Here is a 20,995-nt window from a genome sequence, read left to right as displayed (position 1 = left end):
CCGACCGGGACTGTTATGCGCCAATTTTCACGTCCCTCCCCCGGTCTTCACCGGTCGAACCACGCAGCGAACGGGCTACGGCGCTTCCGGCTCGTCACGACCGACGAACTCGCGCGGCTTCATGCCCGACTGCATCAGCTCGGCCCGCCGCGCCTGCACGTCGGTGGCGGCGCCCACCATGTTCGTCAGGATGTGACTGACCTGCAGGTGGACCCGCATGCCCATCAATTCCCACGCACGCTTCACGTTGCTCTTCACCGCCATCAGCGTGGTCAGCGGGATTTGGGCGATCTTGCGCGCCATCTCCTCGACGGTGTCCTCGAGGTCGTCCCGCGGCACCACCCTGTTGAGCAGGCCCCAGTCCAGGGCTTGCTGCGCGGAGAGGGTCGGGGCCAGCAGCAGCCAATCCATGGTGCGATGCCAGTTCATCAGCAACCACGGCTCGATCATCGTGTGCCCGCCGGGCTCGCCGAGGCTTTGGGCGAGCGGCATCTGGAAATACGCGTCCTCGGATGCGACGCAAAAGTCGGTCAGCAGACCGAGATATATCCCGCCGCCCACGCAATAGCCGTGAATCGCGGAAATGGTCGGCTTCGGGAATTCCCACAAATACAGCGTCGGCCACAGGAACAGATCGGCGGTGCCCTTGTACAGGTCCTCGAAGGTCTCACCGAAGTCCGGATACGGATTTTCGTCGGGACCCCAGCGAGCCACGTGTCCGCCGCAGAATCCTTTTCCGTTCGCCTTGAGGATGACGACCTTGATCTCCTTGTCACGGTCGGCTTCGTGCAGGCATTGGTCGACTTCGGTGACCAGGACCGCATCCTTGGTGTTGGCCTTGTCGACCCGGTTCAGAACGATCCGCGCAATCGGTGGCTCGCGCTCGTAGATCACCGCTTCGAGGACGCGCCGCTGCATGCGCGTGACATTACCCGACACGGCCATGCCGGAACCCAATTCGCACCGCCCAATCGTTATTGCGCCGGGCCGCATGTCGTCGACGACGAAAAAGCTTGCTACTCAGGGGACTTCGCTGCGCGCGCCAGCACCCACGCGCAACCCCCACCTTCACCGGCGGCGACCGGGTCGAGATCGGCAAACGCCGCGGGCAGCTCGCCGGCGACCGCGCGAAACGGCCCGGGGGCGGCTCCGACTTCGCTCAGCACGGCCATCGCCAGCAGCCCGCCGGGCGCCAGGCGCTCGATGATCGCGTGGTCAAGGCGACGGTCCCGAAATCTGTGGCAGAGGATGAGATCGACGGGCGCCCCGGCCGGCAGCCCGTCATCGAGGTCGAGGACCTCGAAGCGGCACCGATCGCCTACCCCGGCCCGGTGCGCCAGGTCGCGGGCCTGGGCGATCGCCACCGGCGAGACGTCCACTCCCTCCACCTCAAGCCCGCGCATCGCGAGCCACACCGCTGCGAGCCCGGGCCCGCACGCGAGATCGAGCGCCCTTCCCGCAACGGGAAGCAGCTCCAGGTATGGCGCCAGGAATTCGGGCGGCCCCACCGCCTCCACCGTCGGGGGTGCCTTCTCTGCGTACCGCTCGTCCCAGCGCTGCCGGTCCGCCTCGGCCATAGGCGCCACTGTAGAACCAACCGCCGATGCAGAGGCGATTGTTCTAGACAGCTGTCTGTAAATCGCCAGCGCGCGGATACCGGATTGCCGTGCCGCACGGGGGCCGGGCCTTCCTACACTGGACGGGTGTCTAAAGATGCGGCGCGCCGGTCGGACCGCCGGCCGGCGCAGACTATCCGCAAGGTCCTCGATGCCGGGCTGGAGGAACTGCGAGAGTCGTCGTTCGCGAATCTGACGATGCGCTCGGTGGCGACTCGCGCCGGAGTATCCCCGGCCAGCGCCTACACCTACTTCCCGTCGAAAAGCGCGTTGGTGGCCGCGGTGTACCTGCGTTTCCTCCGCGAGCTGCCGCTGCATACCGATGTCAACGAAACCACCAAGACGCGGGTCAGCGCGACGCTGCGAGACATGGCCGTGGTGGTCGCCGACGAGCCCGAGCTCACCGCCGCCTGCGGCGCGGCCCTGATGGCCGACGACCCGGCCGTGAAGCCGATTCGGGAGCAAATCGGCCAGGAGGTGTCCACCCGGATCGGCGCCGCCCTTGGCCCCGGTTGGCCGCGCGCCGTGAAATCCACGCTGCAGATCACCTTTTCCGGCGCGCTGATGACCGCCCGCTTCGTGAGCTTCGACGAGATCGAGGGACAACTCGATGAGGCCGTCAACCTCATCCTGGGCGCCTCCGTCGCTTGACCTACTGCGGTGCAAGGGATCACGCGCACGATCGGCTGGCCCGGAGACTCAAGAATCGCACTGGCCATACATACCGACGGAAGTGTCCTGCTCCGTGTTAACCAGCACCGAATGCCTAGCCCCAGCCGCTATGATCCAGGCGTGGGGATCACCGGCTACGGGTTTGCCGCTCGTTAGATGCGCAGTCACGGTTGGGCAGGCAACACGCCCGCCTCCGACGAGGAGGCGATCGAGCGCATCCTGGATGCCGCCGACAAGATCATCGAGGAACGCGGCTCGGCGATGCGGATCGCCGACGTGGCCCGGGCGCTTGGGGTGACCCGCCAGACCGTTTATCGGTACTTCCCCGGGACGCAGGCGCTGTTGGTGGCATCGGCGATGCGGTCGGCCGACGGGTTCCTGGATCGAATGACGGCCCATCTCGAGGGGGTCGCCGACCCGGTGCTGGCGATGACCGAAGGGTTGGCATTCGCCATCGAAGGACTGGCCTCGGACCACCAGGTGGAATTCGTGCTCAACCAGCGCCACCGTCGCGGCCAGAAGGTGTCGATCATCTCCGATACCGCCCTGGCGTTCGGGCGGTCGATGCTGCATCGCTACGACATCGATTGGGAGAGTTACGGTTTCGATGAGGCTGGTCTCGACGAGCTGAACGAGTTCTGCCTGCGGCTGCTGCATTCTTTCCTCGCCGACCCGGGGCGCCCGCCGCGCAGCGGCGCCGATCTGCGGCGCTACCTGACGCGTTGGCTCGGCCCGGCCATCGCCTATCCGCAACTGGTGCGCGCGATGGACGCGCTGCAGAGCGCTGAGCCGCCGCGAACGCGGCGGCGCCCTTCCAAGGCATCCTGACCCCGGCAGCGGGGGACGTTGACGACGACCATGAGGAGCGGGCATGACGGGCCTCGGACAGATCGCGCTCAATAGTGCGCCCGTCTTCGGTGGTGCGATGCTCGGCATCGCCGCCGGACAATTCCGCGGCCCGGATTATCGGGGGTTGATCAAACAGGACATGGACTTGTTGGACCGGCTGCCGCCCGAGGCCGGCAGGAGGCGCGCCGAACTGCAACGCACCATCGACGCCCGCATCGACGACCTGATCGACACCGCCGACCGGAGCCGGGCGCTGCGCAAGGCGGCGTTGTCGTACCAGGGGAACTGGCGCGACATCGTGCTGCTGGCCTGTGTGGTGTTGTTCACCATCATCTGGTGGGAGATCGACCACAGCAGGGGCAACTGGCTGCCGATGTTCGTGCTGCTGATCGTCCTGACCGTCATGACCGCCGCCTACGCGTTTCGGGGCGTGCTGCGTGCGGTCCGTTCGTTCACGCACCGGCAACCCCACGCCCCCGATGCCGACGTCCCGCGTTAACCCGGCCCCGGCCGCATCCGCACAACGCGCACATTTTGTCACCCTGTGACAAGATCACGATGTGAAGGCGCATACCGTCGGCGGTCTGATTTGTGCTGTGCTGGCGCCCGTTTGGGCGCTGCCGGTCGCTCCCATCGCGGCGGCCGGGCCATGCCCCGATGTCGAGGTGGTGTTCGCGCGGGGTACCAACGAGCCGCCCGGCGTCGGCCGTATCGGCCAGAGTTTCGTCGACGCTTTGCGCCCGCACGTCGGCGGCAGGTCCCTGGGTGTGTATCCCGTCGACTACCCGGCAACCACGGATTTCCCCAGGGCCGCGGACGGCATCAGCGACGCAGGCGCACACGTCGAACACGTGGCGGTCGCCTGCCCCAGAACCAGGATGGTGTTGGGCGGATACTCCCAGGGCGCCGCGGTGATGGGTTTCGTCACCGAAAGCGCGGTGCCGGACGGGGTACACCTGGTCCAGGCGCTGCAGCCGATGCCGGCCGAGGTTTCCAACCACGTGGCCGCGGTCGCTCTGTTCGGAAAACCGTCGAGCCAGTTCATGAGCATCCTCAACGAGCCGCCCGTGACGATCGGCCCACCCTATGCGGGCAAAACCATCGAATTGTGCGTGCCCGGCGATCCGGTGTGCTCGGATGCCGGTAACCCGGTCGCGCACCGGCAGTACGTCGAAGCCGGCATGGTTGACCAGGCGGCGGACTTCGCCGCCGGCCGCCTATAGACGGGCGTCAGCGCGACCCGGCGCCGGCCTCGAGCACCTCGAGGGCCGCATCGATGTTGGGGACGATCGTCGGCCCGTAACCGGCCACCAGCTGATCGAGTGCGCGAGCCATGTGCGGTCCGACGGCGCCGGCGGGGAGGACCTCCTGGGCCAGGACGATGCCGTTCACCAGGTGGGCGGCGCTCAGGCGGCCGTCGGGGGTGGCCTCATACCGCCAGTCGCCGATCTGCACCCGCTCCGGCTGCGACCGGAAGAAGCCCCGCCGCGCCGGAACGAGAACCACACCCGGAACCCCGCAAAAGACCCGCAGCACCAGGCCGACTCCCCCGGGACCGGCGAGGGCGGATCCGATGACGTGTCCGACCCGCTGATGATCGAGGCCCGTCATCAATCGCTCATGGGCAGGACGAACGACGGTGTCAGGGTCTGCGCCTCGCCCGCGCGGCGCACGGCGGTCCCGGCCACATAGAACTCGACGGTGTGATGTCCCCACGCGTAGTTCGAGATGGCGAAATGCACACCGACGACACCGGTTCCGCCGTCGCGCTCGGCTTCACTCTGCATGCGTGACATCGCCAGTTCGCGAGCCTGGTAGCTGCCCTGCGTCCATTGGGGCATCTCGGCGTTGCGGCCCACCTGGCCGAGCGTGCGCAGAAAGCCTTGTACGGCAATGTGAAAGACACAGTTGCCCATCACGAACGCCACCGGGGCGAAGCCCGACCGTAGGAGTGTCGACAGATCCTGCCCGGACAGGTGGCTGGTGAACGCTTGCCCGTTGGGCCGCCGATAGGCGCCGGGCTTGTCCGTGTATCGCACCGCGGTTCCGACCGCGATGAACTCCAGATGCTCGCCCTCGCCCTGATGACGCCATTCGAGGCGGACGCCCACCACGCCGTCCGCGCCCAGCGAATCGGCCTCCGCCTGCATCCGCGACATCGCATTCCAGCGCGCCCGGTAGGTCGCGTCCGTCAGCACCGGAAGCTCGGACTGCTGCCGGATCCCGGTGAACTGATAACCGACGTGGTAGACCGAGACTCCCATCACGAGTTCGATCGGCTCGAACCCGGCCCCATGCAGCAAGGCGAATTCGTTGATCGACAGGTCGGAAGTGAACACTTTGCCCGCGTGCGACAGCCGTTCGCTGGCAACTGGGTCGAGCGGGTTCGGTTGCATCGTCAAGACACCCTCCTACGGTTCGCAGCACAGCGTATGCGGTTGGGCCGCCGCGCATACCCACAACGTGCGAGTTTCCGGCGGACCGGTGGCGAAATGACGGCGGTCCTCCAGCGCAGGTCCCGCTCGCTTCGGCGCGGCCGCGGCGCGCCCGGATCGATTTGCTGTCGCGCGGGCATCCGGGCCGCTCAGTGTGCGGCCTGCGCGGCGCCGATCATCGTGTGCAAATCCTCGACGGACCAGGGTGGGGCCTCATGGTGGTCGCGGTAGCCCAGCAGCCGCGGGGTTGGCCGATCGAAGCTGCCGACGAATCCGCCTGCGGCAACGAAGATCTGGCCCGTGATGGCCTGGGCCAGGTCGCTCACGAGATAGGCGTAGAGCGGGGCGACGAACTCCGGTGGGGGGCTGTCCAGTGAGGCCCGCATGGTCATTTCGTCCAGCAAGCCGCGGCGATGCAGGTCCTCGATGTGTTGTTCGTACTCGGCGCCCGTGGACAGCCGTGTCCGGGCGCCGGGACACACCACGTTGGCCCGGACGCCGTGGGCCTTCAGTTCGGCGGCGATGGCCATGGTCAGGGCGTTGACCGCGCCCTTGCCCGCGGGGTAGCCGGTGCCGCCGTAGTCGCCCAGGAATGCCACTGAGCTGGTGTTGACGATGGCCCCGTGCCCCTGGGCGGCCATGACGCGAGCGGCCGCCCGGCACGTGTGGAACGCCGTGCCGAGGTGGGCGCCGATCAGGCGGTCGAAGTCTTCCGGCGAGATGTTCAAAATCGAGGATCCGGGCGGCTCGGCGATCCCGGCGCAGTTGATCAGGGCGTCCAGCCGCCCGTACGTGCGCACACAGTCGGCGGCCAGCGCACCGGCGACGTCCTCCTCGTCCGCAGGTCCGACGACCGCGGTGGCGTGCCCTCCCGACGCCGTGACGGCGGCGACGGTCTCCTCGACCGCGTGCTCGTCGCGCCCGTTGACGACCACGCCGGCGCCGAGGCCGCAGAGCAGTTCGGTGACCGCGCGCCCGATCCCACGGCTGCCGCCGGCCACCACCACCCCGCGCCCATCCAGCAGCCGTCCCTCGATGTTCACCGTCATGGGCGCCGTAATGCGTTGTGCCCTAACGGCAATGGAAACGGATCGGGGGCACGCCGCGCAAGAACTGTCACGAACACCAGGCGAACAGTACCCAGCCGGCCCAGAAATGAGAACCGCAGTCGTCACTTTGCCGGCAGGCGGACCCGGCGCAGGTGCGCGATTTTGGGGTTGAGCAGCGGATTGACCCCCACAAGACGCCGACGGTCCAGCTCGGGCCGGTTGATCGCGCTGAGGTGGGCGGGCCACCAGCCGCGGCCCTCGTTACGGAGCGGACAACGGTTCCGTAAGAGTCGGGACAGAGATCGGGTAAGCGATCGCGGGCGGATGGGATGAGGCGTATAGTCACGAATGAAGTCCGTTCTGGACATGTCGCCGTTTAGCTCAAAGCGGCCAGTCAGCCGCACGGCTACTGAGCTTGATTATGGCTCCGGCGATCGACACCCGAGTCATCTCCCATCGGTAGCCCGTGCGTGTTGGATAACCGACCAGTCCTGCGGATACAGGTGCAGTGAGGCGACTACGCGCATAGCTGCCATGTCTCGCTGCACACGACTCAGAGGAGTGAGTCAGCATGCAAACCCATTCGAATGTCCCAGTTTTCAGGACCGGCCGCGCCAAGACAGGGCGCGTGCGCCAATGACCGATGTAATTACCCCCCTCCGTCCGGCCCCGTGCCGGGACACCAAAGCCGACGATTCCTACGACGATGTCGTCGAAATGTTCGTGGCGTTGCGCCAAATGCCGGCCGAATCGCATGAATACAGCCGCCAACGCGAGCAAATCGTGGCCCGATGCCTGCCGCTGGCCGACCATGTGGCCAGCCATTTCGCGCGCCGCGGCGAGGGTCTCGACGACCTCATCCAGGTGGCGCGCGTGGGGCTGATGAACGCCATCAATCGGTTCGACCCCGACAAGGGGCCCAGCTTCATCGGCTTCGCGGTCCCGACCATGATGGGCGAGGTCCGGCGGTACTTCCGCGACTACAGCTGGGGCATGCGGGTACCACGGCGGTTGCGTGAACTCCACGTACAGATCAGCAGGACGACCGGCGACCTGGCTCAGAAGCTGGGGCGTGCGCCCACCGCGGGCGAGCTGTCGCAGGTGCTGGAAGTTCCCCGCGAGGAAATCGTCGAGTGCCTTGTGGCGGGCGATGCCTATCGGCTGGATTCGTTGGACGCACCCATGGGCACGGACGGCTCGGGCACGCCCCGACTGGTCGCCGACTCGGTTGGCGACATCGATCCGCAGATCGAGCACATCACCAACCGGGAAACGCTGCGCGTCCTCGTTGCCGCACTTCCCGCGCGCGAACAGGAGGTCCTGCGGATGCGGTTCTTCGAATCGATGACGCAGAGCCAGATCGCCGAGCGCATCGGGGTGTCGCAGATGCAGGTCTCGCGCATCCTGGCGAGCACCCTGCGCTGCCTGCGCGACCAACTGGAATAAGCCCTTCATCGCCCCCGGGCCTTCGGCGCCACGCCCGCAACCCGCCGCAATGTACTGTGCGATCGGGAAACAACTCGACTGCGGTGCCTGAGGCAGCCTGGAAGGGGGCTCAAAGCGATGTGGACTTCACGGACGGTGGCCGCGGGCGTCGCGGCGATGACGGCGCTGGCGCTGGGCGTAGCGGGGTGCGGCGGCAAGAATCCGGCGTCACCGACGTCCAAGCCGGGGTCGTCGAGCTCGGCCACCAGCGCGCACAGCTCGGCACCGGCCTCGTCGACGGCCGGGCAGGCGAGCGAGTACACCGGCCTGTTGATCCAGGCGAGCGACATCAACGCGCCCGTACCGTTCACGGCTGCCCCGCCGACGGGTAACCCGAACGGCCAACCGGGCGTCGCGACGACGTTCAAGGACGAAGACGGCAGTCACGTCATCAAGGACACGATTCAGGTGTTCGCCGACCCCGGCGCCGCCACGGACGCGTTGAACGCGGCCAAGGGCGCGCAGGGTGACGTGATCAAGAACCCGACTACGCAAGCTGCCAACGTCGGGGCGGGCGGAACGACGTTGACGGGCAACTCCCCGGACAAGAGCAAGGGCGTGACCATCCTGCTGTTCACCGAGGGCAGGGCCTTCGTCACGCTGCAGTTCGACGGGCCGCCCGACACGCTGGCTCCCGCCGATTTCGTCAACGACGTGGCCCAGAAACAAGCCGCGGCCATCAAGAAGGGGCTCGGCGGCTGAGCGCGAGCTGACCGCACACCACCGAGGGGTCCGATGACCGTCATCAATGGCATGCCCGCCCATGCCCTGCTGCTGCACTTCGTTGTGGTGCTCGTACCGCTGACCGCCCTGCTGGAGATCGTGTGCGTGTTTTGGCCCACGGCGCGTCGGGGCGCACTGTTGTGGCTCGCCGTGATGTCGGCTGTCGCCACCATGGTGTTGACGCCGATCACGGCAAACGCCGGGGCGTGGCTTTACGACCTGAGGGCCAAACCCAGTCCGATCCTGCAGGAGCACGCCTCCCGGGGCAGCACCATGCCATACTTTTCCGCCGCGCTGCTGGCGGCCGCGCTGGCGCTCGTGGTGATGCGCGTGATCGAACGCCGCTCGGACAAGAGCCGCGTGGCCGTCCGGGCGACTATCGCGATACTGGTGCTCGCCGTCGCCATCTCATCGACGGTCCAGATATACCGCGTGGGCGACGCTGGGGCCCAATCGGTTTGGGGTGGCGAAATCGCCCACCTGGAACACTCCAACCACCCGGGCTAGGGTAGGCGCGAAGCCTATGTGGCTGGCGTCAGCAGAAACAACCGGAATTGGCGCCGACCCGCACGGTCTTGGGCCACCTGGTAATTCGGCCAGTGCGCCACCACCGTCGACCATGCTTCGTCGCGCTCCGCGCCGCTGAGCAACCGCACCGACGCGACGAAGCGATATCCGCGCCTGCGGACGGTAACCCGCTGCGTGGCTTTCAGATTCGCCGACCACGACGGGTGGCGATCGCGACCCCAGTTGGAGCCGACCAGCAACAGCCCGTTGCCGACGGGCACATACTGCACCGTCGCGCTACGGGCGAGACCCGTTTTGCGTCCTGAGGTGGTGATCCGCACGTTCGGCAGGCCCGCGAGGTCGAGAACGCCGAACCGCCCGCTCGTCGCGAACCGCAGCAGCGCCTCAAGGCGTTCCGCGACCGGCCGGCTGTCCAGGACGAGCCGGCGGTAGGCCGCCGGATTGCGGGCCACCCGCTGCAGCGGATTCATACGAAGACTGTATTGCGGGGGCAGCCCGGCGTGGGCGTCGGAACGATGAAATCACCTTGACGGCCAGGGATTCCGGCGTGGGCGTCCACCACAACGCGACACGCGCCGTACCCGTTAAATAAATTGCTTGATTTAATCGTGGCACCCGTGTTCACTGAGGCGATGACCGCCGAGCGGATCGCCCGCTCCGACAGGTCGACAGGGACCCGGGAGGCGATCCTGTCGGCCGCGGAAGTGTTGTTCGCCGAGCGCGGCATGTACGCCGTGTCCAACCGGCAGATCAGCGAGGCGGCCGGGCAGGGCAACAACGCCGCGGCCTGCTACCACTTCGGGACGCGAACCGACCTGCTGCGGGCGATCGAGAGCAAGCATCGGGAGCCGATCGAGGAGCTGCGGGCACAGATGCTGACCGCAATCGACGATTCCACGGACCTGCGCGACTGGGTGGGCGCGATGGTGCGGCCACTCACCGATCACCTGCACGCGCTCGGCACGCCCAGCTGGTATGCCCGGTTCGCCGCCCAGGCCATGGCCGATCCCGCGTACCGACACGTCGTCACCAAAGACGCGCTCGCGTCGCCGCTGCTGGTGCGGACCATCGACGGCATCAACCGGTGCCTTCCCGACCTGCCCAGGCGGGTGCGTTCGGAACGGATGGTCATGGTGCGCAACCTGCTCATGCACACCTGCGCCGAGCACGAAAGCGCATTGGCCGAGGACGGACCGCGTTCGCGTTCGGCGTGGCCGGTTGCCGGCGAAGGCCTGATCGACGCGATCGTGGGCCTGTGGCGCGCACCGGTCCACGTGGGCGCGGCAAGCGGCTAGTACAGACGAAAACGAGAACGGCCCGAGCGAGGAGAACGATGACCGACGTATCGACCGCCACCGACATTCCGGAGTTCCCGATGTCGCGGGCGCCGGGCTGCCCCTTCGCCCCGCCCCCGAAGGTGTTGGAGCTCAACGCCGACAAGCAGCTGAGCCGGGTCCGCATCTGGGACGACAGCACACCGTGGCTGATCCACGGCTACGAGGCGATCCGGGCGTTGTTCGCCGACTCGCGCGCCAGCGTCGACGACCGGCTGCCGGGATATCCGCATTGGAACGAGGGAATGCTGGCGACGGTGCACAAGCGCCCACGTTCGGTGTTCACCTCCGACGCCGAAGAACACACCCGGTTCCGTCGGATGCTGTCAAAACCGTTCACCTTCAAGCGAGTTGAGGCGCTGCGGCCGGCGGTGCAGCAGATCACCGACGACCACATCGACGCGTTGCTGGCCGGCCCCAAGCCGGGCGACATCGTCAGCACGCTGGCGCTGCCCGTGCCCTCCTTGGTGATCAGCCAATTGCTGGGCGTGCCCTACGAGGACGCGGATTTCTTCCAGACCCAGGCCCAGCGGGGTATGGGACGTTACGCCACCGAGGAGGACACCGCGCAGGGCGCCGCGTCGCTGGCGAAGTACCTTGCCAACCTGGTGCGCGGCAAAATGCAAAGCCCGTCGGAGGATTTGGTGTCCGACCTGGCCGAGCGGGTCAACGCCGAAGAGCTCAGCGTGCGCGAGGCCGCGCAGCTGGCCACCGGTGTGCTCATCGCCGGCCACGAGACCACCGCCAACATGATCAGCCTGAGCATCGCGGCATTGCTCGACCATCCCGACCAGCTGGCGCTGATGCGCGATAGCGACGATCCGAAGGTGATCGCGGTCGCTGTCGAGGAATTGATGCGCTACCTGAGCATCATCCAGACCGGGCAGCGCCGCATCGCCGTCGAGGACATCGAGGTGGGCGGCGAGACGATCCGCGCCGGCGAGGGCATCATCCTTGACGTCGCGCCGGCGAACTGGGATAGCCGGCAATTCCCCGTTCCGGACCGGCTCGATCTGCGCCGCGAGGACGGCCCGCATGTCGGCTTCGGCTACGGCCGCCACCAGTGCGTCGGGCAGCAGCTGGCCCGGATGGAACTGCAGATCGTTCTCCCCACCTTGCTGCGCCGCGTCCCCACCCTCCGGCTCGCGGTGCCGCTGGAAGACCTGCCATTCAAACATGACGCGCTGGCCTACGGCCTCTACGAGCTGCCAGTGACATGGTGAAGCCCGACCTGGAGCTGGCGGTACCGGGCCTGCGTGGCAGCTTCGCCGTCGTGACCGGGGCCAACAGCGGCCTGGGATTCGGTTTGGCCAAGCGGTTGTCCGCCGCCGGCGCCGACGTGGTGATGGCGATCCGTGACCGCGCCAAGGGCGAAGCGGCGGTCGCCGCGATCCGCCGTCACGTGCCCGCGGCCAAGCTGACCATCAAACAGCTGGACCTCGCGTCGCTGAAAAGCGTGGCGGCGCTGGGTGAAGAGCTGGTCGCACAGGGCCGGCCCATTGACATCTTGATCAACAACGCGGGCGTCATGACACCACCGCAACGACTCGAGACCCACGACGGCTTCGAATTGCAGTTCGGCACCAATCATTTGGGGCACTTCGCGCTGACCTGGCACCTGCTGCCCCTGCTGTCGTCCGCGCGGGTGGTGACGGTCAGCAGCCTGGCCGCGACGCAGCGCAATCTCACCTTCGACGATCCCAACGCGCGGCACGGCTACCAACCGATGCGCTCCTACGGGGTGGCCAAGCTGGCGCAGCTGATGTTCGCCGTCGAATTGGATCGACGCAGTCGCCTGGGCGGTTGGGGACTGATGTCCAACGCCGCCCATCCCGGCTTGACCAAGACCAACCTGCTGAGCGGGGCCTCCTATGGCCGCGCCCGGCCCACGCTGCAGGCGCGGCTCACCCGGCTGACGTGGCGGGTGCTGCCCTTCATGTGGCTCGACATCGACGAAGGCATCAAGCCGACGCTGTATGCCGCGGTGTCACCGGACGCGCAGGGCGCCAAGTACTACGGGCCGCGCGGGTTTTATGAAACCGTCAGGGGCGGGGTCACTTTCGCCAGGGTTCCCTGCTCAGCGCGCAGCGAGCCCGACATGCGCCGGCTGTGGCGGCTCTCCGAACAGCTCACCGGCGTCACGTATCCGGACGGGGAGGGGTGAAAGATGCGCAAGAAAGGGACGATGATGCCACCTCGAGCTCGCACCCCGTACCCCGCGGGTGTGATCGGTGCGCCCAAGTACCGCCGCGGTCACGCTTCGGAATTCAACACCGGCCTGCCGCCCGGGACCGAGGTGTTCTCCGCCGACAACCACATCTCGGTCGCCGACGACATCTTCTACGAGCGCTTTCCCGACGACCTGAAGGACTACGCGCCGAGAATCTGGTACGAGGACGGCGCCTACCTGCTCGGCCGGCCGGGGCAATCGATCGTGGTCGGCGATTTCAGCGCCGTGCTCATGCAGTACGACGACCTGGCCGGCGCGGTCAGCAACAACATCGACGCCCGCGTGCGGGAGCTCGCCGAAGACGGCGTCGACAAAGAGTTGGTGTTCCCCAACGCGGTGTTGGCGCTCTTCCACTATCCGGACAAGGACCTGCGGGAGCGCATCTTCCGTATCTACAACGAACACATCGCCGCGGTGCAGGAAGGCTCCAACGGCCACTGTTATGGCGTCGGCTTGATCAACTGGTGGGATCCGCGCGGAGCCCGGCGTACGCTGACCGAGCTGAAAGCGTTGGGGCTCAGGACGTTCCTGATGCCGATCAACCCCGGCAACGACGATAACGACCGCGCCATCGACTTCTCCGGCGCCGCGATGAGCGCGGTATGGGACGAGATCGAGGACGCCGGGCTGCCCGTCACCCACCACATCGGGGAGAGCCAGCCCAAGGTGCCCAGCGAGGTCAACAGCGTCGCGATCGCGATGATGGTGAACATCGACTCGTTTCGGGAGATGTTCTCCAAGTACATCTTCGGCGGCATCCTGGATCGACATCCCCGGCTGCGGATCGGCTGGTTCGAGGGCGGGATCGCCTGGGTCCCACCGGCTTTGCAGGACGCCGAGCACGTGTTGGCCTCGTATCGGCACATGCTCGCGCACCAGCCGGAACACGACGTCCGCCATTACTGGGACACCCACATGTGCGCCTCGTTCATGGTGGACGGCCTCGGCCTCGCCCAGGTCGACGAGATAGGAATCGACAAGGTGATGTGGTCGTCGGACTACCCGCACAACGAGAGCACCTACGGCTATTCGGAGCGGTCGCTGGCCGCGGTGGTCGACGCCGTCGGTCCCGAGGACGCGGTCCGCGTCGTCAGCGGAAACATCAGAAACTTCCTGGGTCTTAAAAAATGACCGATTCACTCACTACGGGCGGCTCCGTCATCGAGATACCGGACGAACCGGATTGGGCGCGCATGCGTTCAGAGACCGGGGCGCGGCTGCGGTCCGCGATGGCCGAGCGCGGCGTCGACGCACTGATTTTGCTGATGAACGGTTACGTCGGGTACGCGACGGGCGCCAGCTGGCCACTTCTGGATGCGGGCCTCTCGCACGTGGAACGTCCGGTCGCGGTGGTGCTCGCCGACGACGAACATCCGCACCTGTTCATGCCGTTCCGCGGTGGAGCGTCGGCGGAGTCACCGGTGCCCGACGATCATCTGCACGGGCCGGTCTACCTCGAATTCGACCATGGTGTCGAGCAATTCGCGCGTGAGCTCGCCGCGCTGGCCCCGCGGGGCGCGAACATCGCCGTCGACGAACTGACGGGTGCGATGCGCAGGGCCGGTCACAAGCTGTTCCCCGCCGGGGAGCCGACGGATGCGGCGCTCGTGCTCGCCGACGCGCAACTGGTCAAGACCCGCGATGAGCTGTCCTGCCTTCGCCGGGCTGCGCGCATCACCGAAGAGGCGATGGTGGACGTGCAGCGGGGCCTGGCGCCGGGAGTGCGGCAGATCGACCTCTCGGCCACGCTGGTGCGTCGCGCGTTCGAGCTCGGCGCCACCACCAACATGCTGGAGGCCATCTGGCAGGTGATGCCGACTTCACGGGAAGCCGGAGTGTGGACGACGCACGGCGATCTGGCGCTGCCGCTGCTCACCACCGACCGTGAACTGGCCGCCGGCGATGTGCTCTGGACCGATATCAGCATCACCTACGCCGGGTACTGCTCGGACTTCGGGCGGACCTGGGTTGTCGGGGCCCAGCCGACGCTGCGCCAGCAGGACCAGTTCCGGCAATGGCGGGCCATCCTGGATGCGGTGCTCGCGGTGACGAAAGCCGGTGTCACGTCCGGTGACCTGGCGCGTGCGGCGATCGCCGCCAATGGCGGCCGCAAGCCGTGGTTGCCGCACTTCTATCTGGGTCACGGTATCGGTACCTACCCCGCAGAAGCGCCGATGATCGGAACGGATCTCGGCGAAGAGTTCGACGACAACTTCGTCTTCCCGCCCGGAATGGTTCTGGTTCTGGAACCGGTGGTGTGGGAGGACGGCACAGGCGGTTATCGCAGTGAGGAGATCGTGGTGATCACCGAAGACGGCTACTTGCCGATCACCGACTACCCCTATTCCCCCTATGGCGACTGAGGTTCTGCCCGACCCCGCCGCATTGCGGACGGGTCGTCGGGAACGGGCGCTGGCCCAGATGGACGCACACGGACTCGACATCCTGGTGCTCGGGCGGCAGGCCAACATTCGGTATGTCACCGGCACCCCGCAGCTCTGGATAGCCGGGACGCGTCCGTTCGGCCCGATGTGCGTGGTGGTGCGCGCCTCCGGGGACATCTACCTGAACAGCACGGACGACGAGGGCGTTCCCGAGGAGATCGGACACGACCACCTCTACGGACTGGCCTGGAACCCGATGACGCTCATCGACGTGCTCAAGAAGGTCGACGGCGCCGACTCGGCGCGGCGGGTCGGAACCGACGCGATCACACCGACTTTCGCCGCATTGTTGCCCGAGGCGTTCCCGAATGCCGAACTCGTCGACGCGGAGCCCGCGATGCGCGCAGCGCGGCGTGTCAAGACGCCCGACGAAATCGCGGCGATGGGCACGGCGCTTCGGGTCGCCGAACGCGGACTCGCCTCCGCCCTGGCCGAATTCGCGCCGGGGGTGTCGGAGCGGACGCTGGCCGGGGCGATGATGGAGGCCATGGCCGCGGGCGGGGTGAGCACGCCGGCCACCCAGGACGCCGCCTGGGTGACGTCGAAGGAACACCCGTGGCGCCGTGCCGGTTCCGACGAGGTGCGGCCGGGTGACCTGGTCGCGTTCGCCGCCGGGGCCCTGGCGAACGGCTATGTCGCGGAAGTGGGCCGGACGTGGCCGGCGGGCGATGCTGCCGGTAGCCTATTCGGCCGCTCAGATGCGTTGTACGACAAGATGCTTGCGGCCTGTCGCCCCGGCGCGCCCACCTCCGATCTCCTCGGAGCCTACGAGGCGGCCGGCGAGCCGATACCGCCGATGCCCATCGCGCACGGGTTGGGGCTGGGCTTCGATCCACCGGTGGTGTCCGAAACCTTGCTGGCCGCCGGCGAACACGACGTGCTGGAGGCCGGCATGATGTTGGCGATCACCGGCTATGTGTGGCAGGAGGGTGTCGGCGCGGCGTTCCGCCGGGATACGGTTCACATCACCGAGAATGGCGCCGACGTGCTGACCAAAAGCCCGTGCTGGCATGACGGACACTGATGCCCTGAACCGGACTTACGCAGTTCATCGGGCCAGCCCGTTGGCGATCAGGGCTGTGTTCTGCTCGACCCAGGCGTCATCGAGGACTCGTTCGTTGGCCAGCGCCATCACCACCGTGCCACCGATCATATCGACCAATACGCGGGCGTCGACGCCGTCGGCAGCGCGCCCGTCGGCGGCGGCCTCGTCGAGGTACCGCTGCAGCAAGAGGTACGTGCTGCCCTGAAGGCGGCTGAGCAGGCGTGCCGACAGGCCTGGCTCTGAGGGCAATTCGGCCATGAGGCCCGATAACGCGGTGTGCACCGCCGGTCGGCTGAACAGATCGATCGACGCTCGTAGCAACGTGCGGACAACGTCCGCCGGATCGCCGGTCAAGAGGAGCTCAGCACTCGGAGGCGTCGGAAACACCGCCTCATAGACCAATTCGACCCTGTTCGGAAACCGTCGATAGACCGCAGGCGGGGTTGCACCGGCGCGCGCTGCGACCAACGGGATCGTGAGCCGCGTGTAGCCGATTTCTTCCAGCAGTTCGACGGTCGCGGCCAGCACCGCTTCGTCGATGCGGGCGTCCCGCGGGCGCCCTTGTGATCGCGCGCCACCGCTTCGTTCCTGCTGTTCGGCCCCGCTTGTTGACTCCATTACGTTCAGATCGTAATGTTTTGCGCGCCGGTCGACAAAGCTGGTAGGCAAGCACGGCTGGTAGGCAAGCACGCGGGCCCAGGAGGCGCTCCCCCACCATGGCCATCGAATCACCGCCCAGGCCACTGCCTTTCCGGGTCCTGAATGGCGGTTACCGGGCCGCCCGCCGGCTGGGTGCCCATCCGCTGCCCCTGCGCAAGCACGCACTAATGGCTCGGGCCACGCGCCGCGCCGGAGGTCTGACCGACTTCGGTGATCCACGCTTCGAACATGGCCTCGACCGTCTGATCGAATCGCTCGAAAGCGAGGACCGCCTCAACGGTTTCGGGCGGATACTGGCCACGTCGCACATCACCAACCTGTTGCGCCAGCGGTTGCTGTTTACCGAGCACCTGCGCCAGCACCCCGAGATTCGTGACGAGGTGATCGCGAAGCCGATCTTCCTCGTCGGCGCACCACGCACGGGCACCACAATCACCCATCACTTGTTGAGCCAGGACGACCGCTTCCGCTACCCGATCACCTGGGAATGCGATGAACTCCATCCGCCGCTGGATCCGGCCGCCATGCGTACTGATCCGCGGATCAAGCGCAGTGACAAGCAGATCCGCCGCACCCTGTCGCTGGCCCCCGATCTCGACGCCGCGCATCCGATCGGCGCGTGGGAGGCGCAGGAGTGTGCACTGCTGCATGCCTATGCCTTCCACAGCGCGACTTTCCACGTCATGTTCAACTGCCAGGGCTACGACCGCTGGTTGACCGGGCAGGACCTCACGTGGGTCTACCAGGAGCAGAAGCTGCTGTTGCAGTACATGCAGAGCGGTGGCTTACGCCCCACGGAGAGTTGGCTGCTGAAGACACCGCCGCACATGGAGAACCTCGACAAGATCCTGGCGGTCTTTCCCGATGCGCGCTTCGTCACCACCTACCGCGAACCCACAGAGATCGTCGCCTCCAGCTGCAAGCTGGCCGGGACGGTTTTCGGCATGGTCGAAGACGACGTCGATTGGCACGACCATGGCCGCTACATGCGCTGGCGCACCGGGAGGATGCTGACGCGAAATGTCGAGCTGCGTCGGCAGTACGCGCGGGAGTCGAAGCGGTTCATCGACTTTCCGATGGACCGGATGGTGCGCGACCCCATGTCGTGCGTGCAAGAGATCTACGAGTTCTACGGCATCGAACTCACCGATGAAGCCCACCGCAAGATGAGCCGGTTCATGGATGAGCGCGGCATGGCGAGGCGTAAGCCCAACGTCTACGACGCTGCCGACTACGGGCTCGACGTCGCCGAGCTGTGGCCGCAATTGCAGTTCTACCGCGACTTCTACGGAATCGAGGACCGCCGTGACCGATGACTCACAGCACCTCCTGCGTGCGGCCTGGCGGCGCTTTCGAGATCTTCACGACGAGCTGCTCGAGATCGCCCTGGCCGAAGGCGACCTCGACGAGGGTGCCGCGGCAGCCCTGCTGGGACGCCTCGTCGGCCACATCCAATACATGGGCCTGCAACTGCGCAGCGATCCCGCCCGGCCGAATCTCATCAACGGCCAATACGCACCGTGGAATTGGGGCCACTCCAACCCCGACACGCTGTATCTGACCGCGCGCATCGATGACGGGCACGACTACCGCGTTCACGGGAAACTGGGTTCTGCTGCGCAGACGACCTTCGGCGTCTATGCCGGTAAGGACGATCAAGCCCAGGCGGTGAAGGTGCTCTCCGAAGAACTCGTCGTCGGTGACGACGGTTCGTTTGAGATCTTCTTCAGCCGCCAGAAGATGGGCGACACGAACTGGTTCCCGCTCCCGGCGGAAGCCGACTCGTTCTGTTGTTACCAAACCTTCGGCGACTGGGACAACGAGGCCAAGGGTGCGATTCGTATCGAATGCTTGAACCCGGGCGACCCGGTCAAGCCGGATTCGCTGACGCAGGCGATCGCGGCCTTCGATGCGCACCTCGTGGCGTCCCGCGAGCTATTCACTATGTGGGTCAAGGATATTCCGGCACGGGTATTCGGCGCCCTGCCCAAGAACTTCGCCATCCCCCCGCTCCAACCTCCGTCAGCGATGGCTGGCGCCTGGTTCGTCCCCATATCTTGGGCGCTGGAGGACGGCGAGGCGCTCGTGATCGACTACGAGATCCCACCCGGTTCGCCGTACGTCGGAATCTGCTTGACCAATCGGTGGAGTGAGATGATCGATTTCGAAACCCGCCAAACCAGTCTCAACCTCGCCCAATCTCAAGTTGACGACGGACGGGTGCGGGTCTTGCTGTCGAGCGAGGACTTCGGCGTACACAACTGGCTTGACGCCCGCGGTTATCGCAACGGCGTGGTGACTTGGCGCGCAAGCACACCGCAGCAGCCGGCAACACCGACACTGACCGTCATCCGAGTGGATCAGCTGGGCGAGTACTTCGGACCGGGACAGCGGATCAGCGCCGAGGGACGACGTCGCGCCGTCGAGGCGCGGACTCGCCACTTTGCGGAGCGGAACGCCCTCTAGGTGGTGGCGGACAGGCTGAAATAACTTGCATCACTTTAGTTTCAGTGGCCTCTGAGTCGACTTTTTTGTCGGTGGGTGTCGATAGTTTCGGGGTGTGAGTGTAGATCCCGAGGCGGTGTCGGCGGCTTTCGACACCATCGACGCTGCGGTCAAAGAACTGATCGGCAATGACTGCGACGCCTCGACCACCCGCGAGCAGCTGGCGATGTTGGTGCGGTGCGAGAAGGTGCGCCGGCAACTCCCGGCCATCGAACATCCACTGATCAACAACCTGGCCCGCCAGGCCACCCCCGAAGAGCTGGGCGGTACGCTGTCGCAGGCGATCGCCGACACGACGCTGATCAGTCGCACCGAAGCGTCGCGGCGCGTCAAGGAGGCGGCCGACCTGGGGCCGCGGCGGGGACTGACCGGTGAGCCACTAGAGCCGGTCTTGCCGGCGACCGCGGCCGCCCAGCGCGAGGGCACACTGGGCGGCGGGCAGGTGGCGGTGATCCGCAAATTTTTCCATCACCTGCCCGGCTGGGTGGACTTCACCACCCGCCAGGCCGTCGAAGCGGACCTGGCCACTCACGGAACGCAGTATCGCCCCGAACAATTGGCCGAGCTGGCCGATCACATCTCCGACTGCCTCAACCCCGACGGCACCTACACCGACGAGGACCGCGCCCGCCGGCGTGGCCTCACGCTGGGCAAGCAGGGACCCGATGGTATGTCCGAGTTGCGCGGTGTGCTGACCCCCGAGGCCCGCGCCACCGTGGAGGCGGTGTTGGCCAAGCTGGCCGCGCCGGGCATGTGCAACCCGCTCGACGACACCCCCTGCGTGGACGGCGCACCGAGCCAAGAGGCGATCGACCGCGATGCCCGCTCCGCGGCCCAGCGCAACCACGATGCGCTTCTGGCGGCGAATCGTGCTCTGCTGGCGTCGGGAAAGCTGGGTCAGCACAACGGGTTACCGGCCTCCATAGTGGTCACCACCACGCTGCAGGAGCTGGAGGTCGCCGCCGGACGGGGTCTGACCGGCGGCGGCACCATGCTGCCGATGAGCGACGTCATCCGGTTGGCTCGCCACGCGCGCCACTATTTGGCGATCTTCGACAAGGGCAAGGCGCTGGCGTTGTATCACACCAAGCGGCTGGCCTCCCCCGGACAGCGAATCGTGCTGTACGCCAAGGACCGTGGGTGCTCGGCGCCCGGCTGCACCGTGCCGGGCTACTACTCGGAGGTCCACCACGTCACCGATTGGGCCAAGTGCCGCCGCACCGATGTCGACGGCCTCACCTTCGCCTGCGGACCCCACCACCACATGCTCCAACCTGGCAGCTGGAGCACCCGCAAGAACGCCAAGGGCGACACCGAATGGATACCACCTCCACACTTAGAACGCGGCCAACCCCGCACCAACAATTTTCATCACCCGGAAAAGCTGCTCCGAGATGGGGATGACGACGATGAGCCCTAG

23 protein-coding genes are annotated in these 20,995 nt (G+C 66.7%); 16 read left to right on the top strand and 7 right to left on the bottom strand.

Annotated features, from left to right (window positions below):
• Window positions 1-75 precede the first annotated feature (75 nt).
• Window positions 76-918, bottom strand: a complete 843-nt coding sequence (locus KXD96_RS16290; RefSeq protein WP_260737387.1) for an enoyl-CoA hydratase-related protein — start codon at window positions 916-918, stop codon at window positions 76-78.
• Window positions 919-1,016: 98 nt separating this feature from the next.
• The gene (locus KXD96_RS16285) at window positions 1,017-1,577 is read right to left on the bottom strand and encodes a class I SAM-dependent methyltransferase (RefSeq protein ID WP_260737386.1); all 561 of its coding nucleotides are present in this window, start codon (window positions 1,575-1,577) and stop codon (window positions 1,017-1,019) included.
• A gap of 126 nt (window positions 1,578-1,703) precedes the next feature.
• Here KXD96_RS16285 and KXD96_RS16280 point away from each other — a divergent pair, with 126 nt between their 5' ends.
• From KXD96_RS16280 to KXD96_RS16265, 4 genes are all read left to right on the top strand, one after another.
• A complete protein-coding gene (locus tag KXD96_RS16280; protein ID WP_260737385.1) occupies window positions 1,704-2,267 on the top strand; it encodes a TetR/AcrR family transcriptional regulator in 564 nt (187 codons plus the stop codon).
• Window positions 2,268-2,444: 177 nt separating this feature from the next.
• Window positions 2,445-3,116, top strand: coding sequence for a TetR/AcrR family transcriptional regulator (locus KXD96_RS16275; protein WP_260737384.1), 672 nt, complete (start codon window positions 2,445-2,447; stop codon window positions 3,114-3,116).
• A gap of 43 nt (window positions 3,117-3,159) precedes the next feature.
• Window positions 3,160-3,636, top strand: coding sequence for a hypothetical protein (locus KXD96_RS16270; RefSeq protein WP_260737383.1), 477 nt, complete (start codon window positions 3,160-3,162; stop codon window positions 3,634-3,636).
• A gap of 61 nt (window positions 3,637-3,697) precedes the next feature.
• The gene (locus KXD96_RS16265) at window positions 3,698-4,360 is read left to right on the top strand and encodes a cutinase family protein (protein WP_396876775.1); all 663 of its coding nucleotides are present in this window, start codon (window positions 3,698-3,700) and stop codon (window positions 4,358-4,360) included.
• A gap of 7 nt (window positions 4,361-4,367) precedes the next feature.
• Here the strand turns inward: KXD96_RS16265 and KXD96_RS16260 are convergent, their stop codons facing one another.
• From KXD96_RS16260 to KXD96_RS16250, 3 genes are all read right to left on the bottom strand, one after another.
• Window positions 4,368-4,748: a DUF5073 family protein gene (locus KXD96_RS16260; RefSeq protein WP_260737380.1), complete on the bottom strand. Its 381-nt coding sequence runs from the start codon at window positions 4,746-4,748 to the stop codon at window positions 4,368-4,370.
• Complete coding sequence (locus KXD96_RS16255) at window positions 4,748-5,533, bottom strand: heavy metal-binding domain-containing protein (protein ID WP_260745408.1); 786 nt, start codon at window positions 5,531-5,533, stop codon at window positions 4,748-4,750. The genes KXD96_RS16260 and KXD96_RS16255 overlap by 1 nt, the downstream gene beginning before the upstream one ends.
• Before the next feature lie 188 nt (window positions 5,534-5,721).
• Complete coding sequence (locus KXD96_RS16250; RefSeq protein WP_260737378.1) at window positions 5,722-6,621, bottom strand: SDR family NAD(P)-dependent oxidoreductase; 900 nt, start codon at window positions 6,619-6,621, stop codon at window positions 5,722-5,724.
• Window positions 6,622-7,257: 636 nt separating this feature from the next.
• On the opposite strand from KXD96_RS16250, the gene KXD96_RS16245 reads away from it, so the two are divergent.
• From KXD96_RS16245 to KXD96_RS16235, 3 genes are all read left to right on the top strand, one after another.
• The gene (locus tag KXD96_RS16245) at window positions 7,258-8,067 is read left to right on the top strand and encodes a SigB/SigF/SigG family RNA polymerase sigma factor (RefSeq protein ID WP_260737375.1); all 810 of its coding nucleotides are present in this window, start codon (window positions 7,258-7,260) and stop codon (window positions 8,065-8,067) included.
• Between the two features lie 117 nt (window positions 8,068-8,184).
• Window positions 8,185-8,808 (top strand): hypothetical protein, encoded by a 624-nt coding sequence (locus tag KXD96_RS16240; RefSeq protein WP_260737372.1) that lies wholly within the window; start codon window positions 8,185-8,187, stop codon window positions 8,806-8,808.
• Window positions 8,809-8,841: 33 nt separating this feature from the next.
• On the top strand, window positions 8,842-9,336 hold the full coding sequence (locus tag KXD96_RS16235) for a DUF2231 domain-containing protein (protein WP_260737369.1): 495 nt from the start codon (window positions 8,842-8,844) through the stop codon (window positions 9,334-9,336).
• 14 nt (window positions 9,337-9,350) lie between these two features.
• Here the strand turns inward: KXD96_RS16235 and KXD96_RS16230 are convergent, their stop codons facing one another.
• Window positions 9,351-9,827 carry a nitroreductase family deazaflavin-dependent oxidoreductase gene (locus KXD96_RS16230; RefSeq protein WP_260737366.1) on the bottom strand — a complete coding sequence of 159 codons (477 nt, stop codon included), beginning with the start codon at window positions 9,825-9,827 and terminating at the stop codon, window positions 9,351-9,353.
• A gap of 147 nt (window positions 9,828-9,974) precedes the next feature.
• Between KXD96_RS16230 and KXD96_RS16225 the strand changes: the two genes are divergently transcribed.
• Genes KXD96_RS16225 through KXD96_RS16200 form a run of 6 tightly spaced genes read left to right on the top strand, consistent with a single transcriptional unit; the run spans window position 9,975 to window position 16,389 of the window.
• The gene (locus KXD96_RS16225) at window positions 9,975-10,652 is read left to right on the top strand and encodes a TetR/AcrR family transcriptional regulator (protein ID WP_260737363.1); all 678 of its coding nucleotides are present in this window, start codon (window positions 9,975-9,977) and stop codon (window positions 10,650-10,652) included.
• Window positions 10,653-10,690: 38 nt separating this feature from the next.
• On the top strand, window positions 10,691-11,914 hold the full coding sequence (locus KXD96_RS16220) for a cytochrome P450 (RefSeq protein WP_260737362.1): 1,224 nt from the start codon (window positions 10,691-10,693) through the stop codon (window positions 11,912-11,914).
• Entirely contained in the window at window positions 11,908-12,855 is a 948-nt protein-coding gene (locus tag KXD96_RS16215; protein ID WP_260737359.1) for an SDR family oxidoreductase, read from the top strand. The genes KXD96_RS16220 and KXD96_RS16215 overlap by 7 nt, the downstream gene beginning before the upstream one ends.
• Before the next feature lie 3 nt (window positions 12,856-12,858).
• Complete coding sequence (locus KXD96_RS16210) at window positions 12,859-14,052, top strand: amidohydrolase family protein (RefSeq protein ID WP_396876768.1); 1,194 nt, start codon at window positions 12,859-12,861, stop codon at window positions 14,050-14,052.
• Entirely contained in the window at window positions 14,049-15,284 is a 1,236-nt protein-coding gene (locus KXD96_RS16205; RefSeq protein WP_260737357.1) for a Xaa-Pro peptidase family protein, read from the top strand. The genes KXD96_RS16210 and KXD96_RS16205 overlap by 4 nt, the downstream gene beginning before the upstream one ends.
• A complete protein-coding gene (locus tag KXD96_RS16200) occupies window positions 15,274-16,389 on the top strand; it encodes a Xaa-Pro peptidase family protein (RefSeq protein WP_260737355.1) in 1,116 nt (371 codons plus the stop codon). The genes KXD96_RS16205 and KXD96_RS16200 overlap by 11 nt, the downstream gene beginning before the upstream one ends.
• A gap of 24 nt (window positions 16,390-16,413) precedes the next feature.
• Here the strand turns inward: KXD96_RS16200 and KXD96_RS16195 are convergent, their stop codons facing one another.
• A complete protein-coding gene (locus KXD96_RS16195; protein ID WP_260737353.1) occupies window positions 16,414-17,100 on the bottom strand; it encodes a TetR/AcrR family transcriptional regulator in 687 nt (228 codons plus the stop codon).
• A gap of 26 nt (window positions 17,101-17,126) precedes the next feature.
• Between KXD96_RS16195 and KXD96_RS16190 the strand changes: the two genes are divergently transcribed.
• The 3 genes from KXD96_RS16190 (at window position 17,127) to KXD96_RS16180 (ending at window position 20,995) form a co-directional block, all read left to right on the top strand.
• Window positions 17,127-18,386 carry a sulfotransferase gene (locus KXD96_RS16190; RefSeq protein WP_260737351.1) on the top strand — a complete coding sequence of 420 codons (1,260 nt, stop codon included), beginning with the start codon at window positions 17,127-17,129 and terminating at the stop codon, window positions 18,384-18,386.
• Window positions 18,376-19,536, top strand: coding sequence for a DUF1214 domain-containing protein (locus KXD96_RS16185; protein ID WP_260737350.1), 1,161 nt, complete (start codon window positions 18,376-18,378; stop codon window positions 19,534-19,536). The genes KXD96_RS16190 and KXD96_RS16185 overlap by 11 nt, the downstream gene beginning before the upstream one ends.
• 94 nt (window positions 19,537-19,630) lie before the next feature.
• A complete protein-coding gene (locus tag KXD96_RS16180) occupies window positions 19,631-20,995 on the top strand; it encodes an HNH endonuclease signature motif containing protein (protein ID WP_260737347.1) in 1,365 nt (454 codons plus the stop codon).

This window comes from Mycobacterium sp. SMC-2, from assembly GCF_025263485.1.
Lineage (GTDB): Bacteria > Actinomycetota > Actinomycetes > Mycobacteriales > Mycobacteriaceae > Mycobacterium.
The sequence above is the reverse complement of the archived record's forward strand: the minus strand, read 5'-3'. Positions and strand labels throughout refer to the sequence as shown.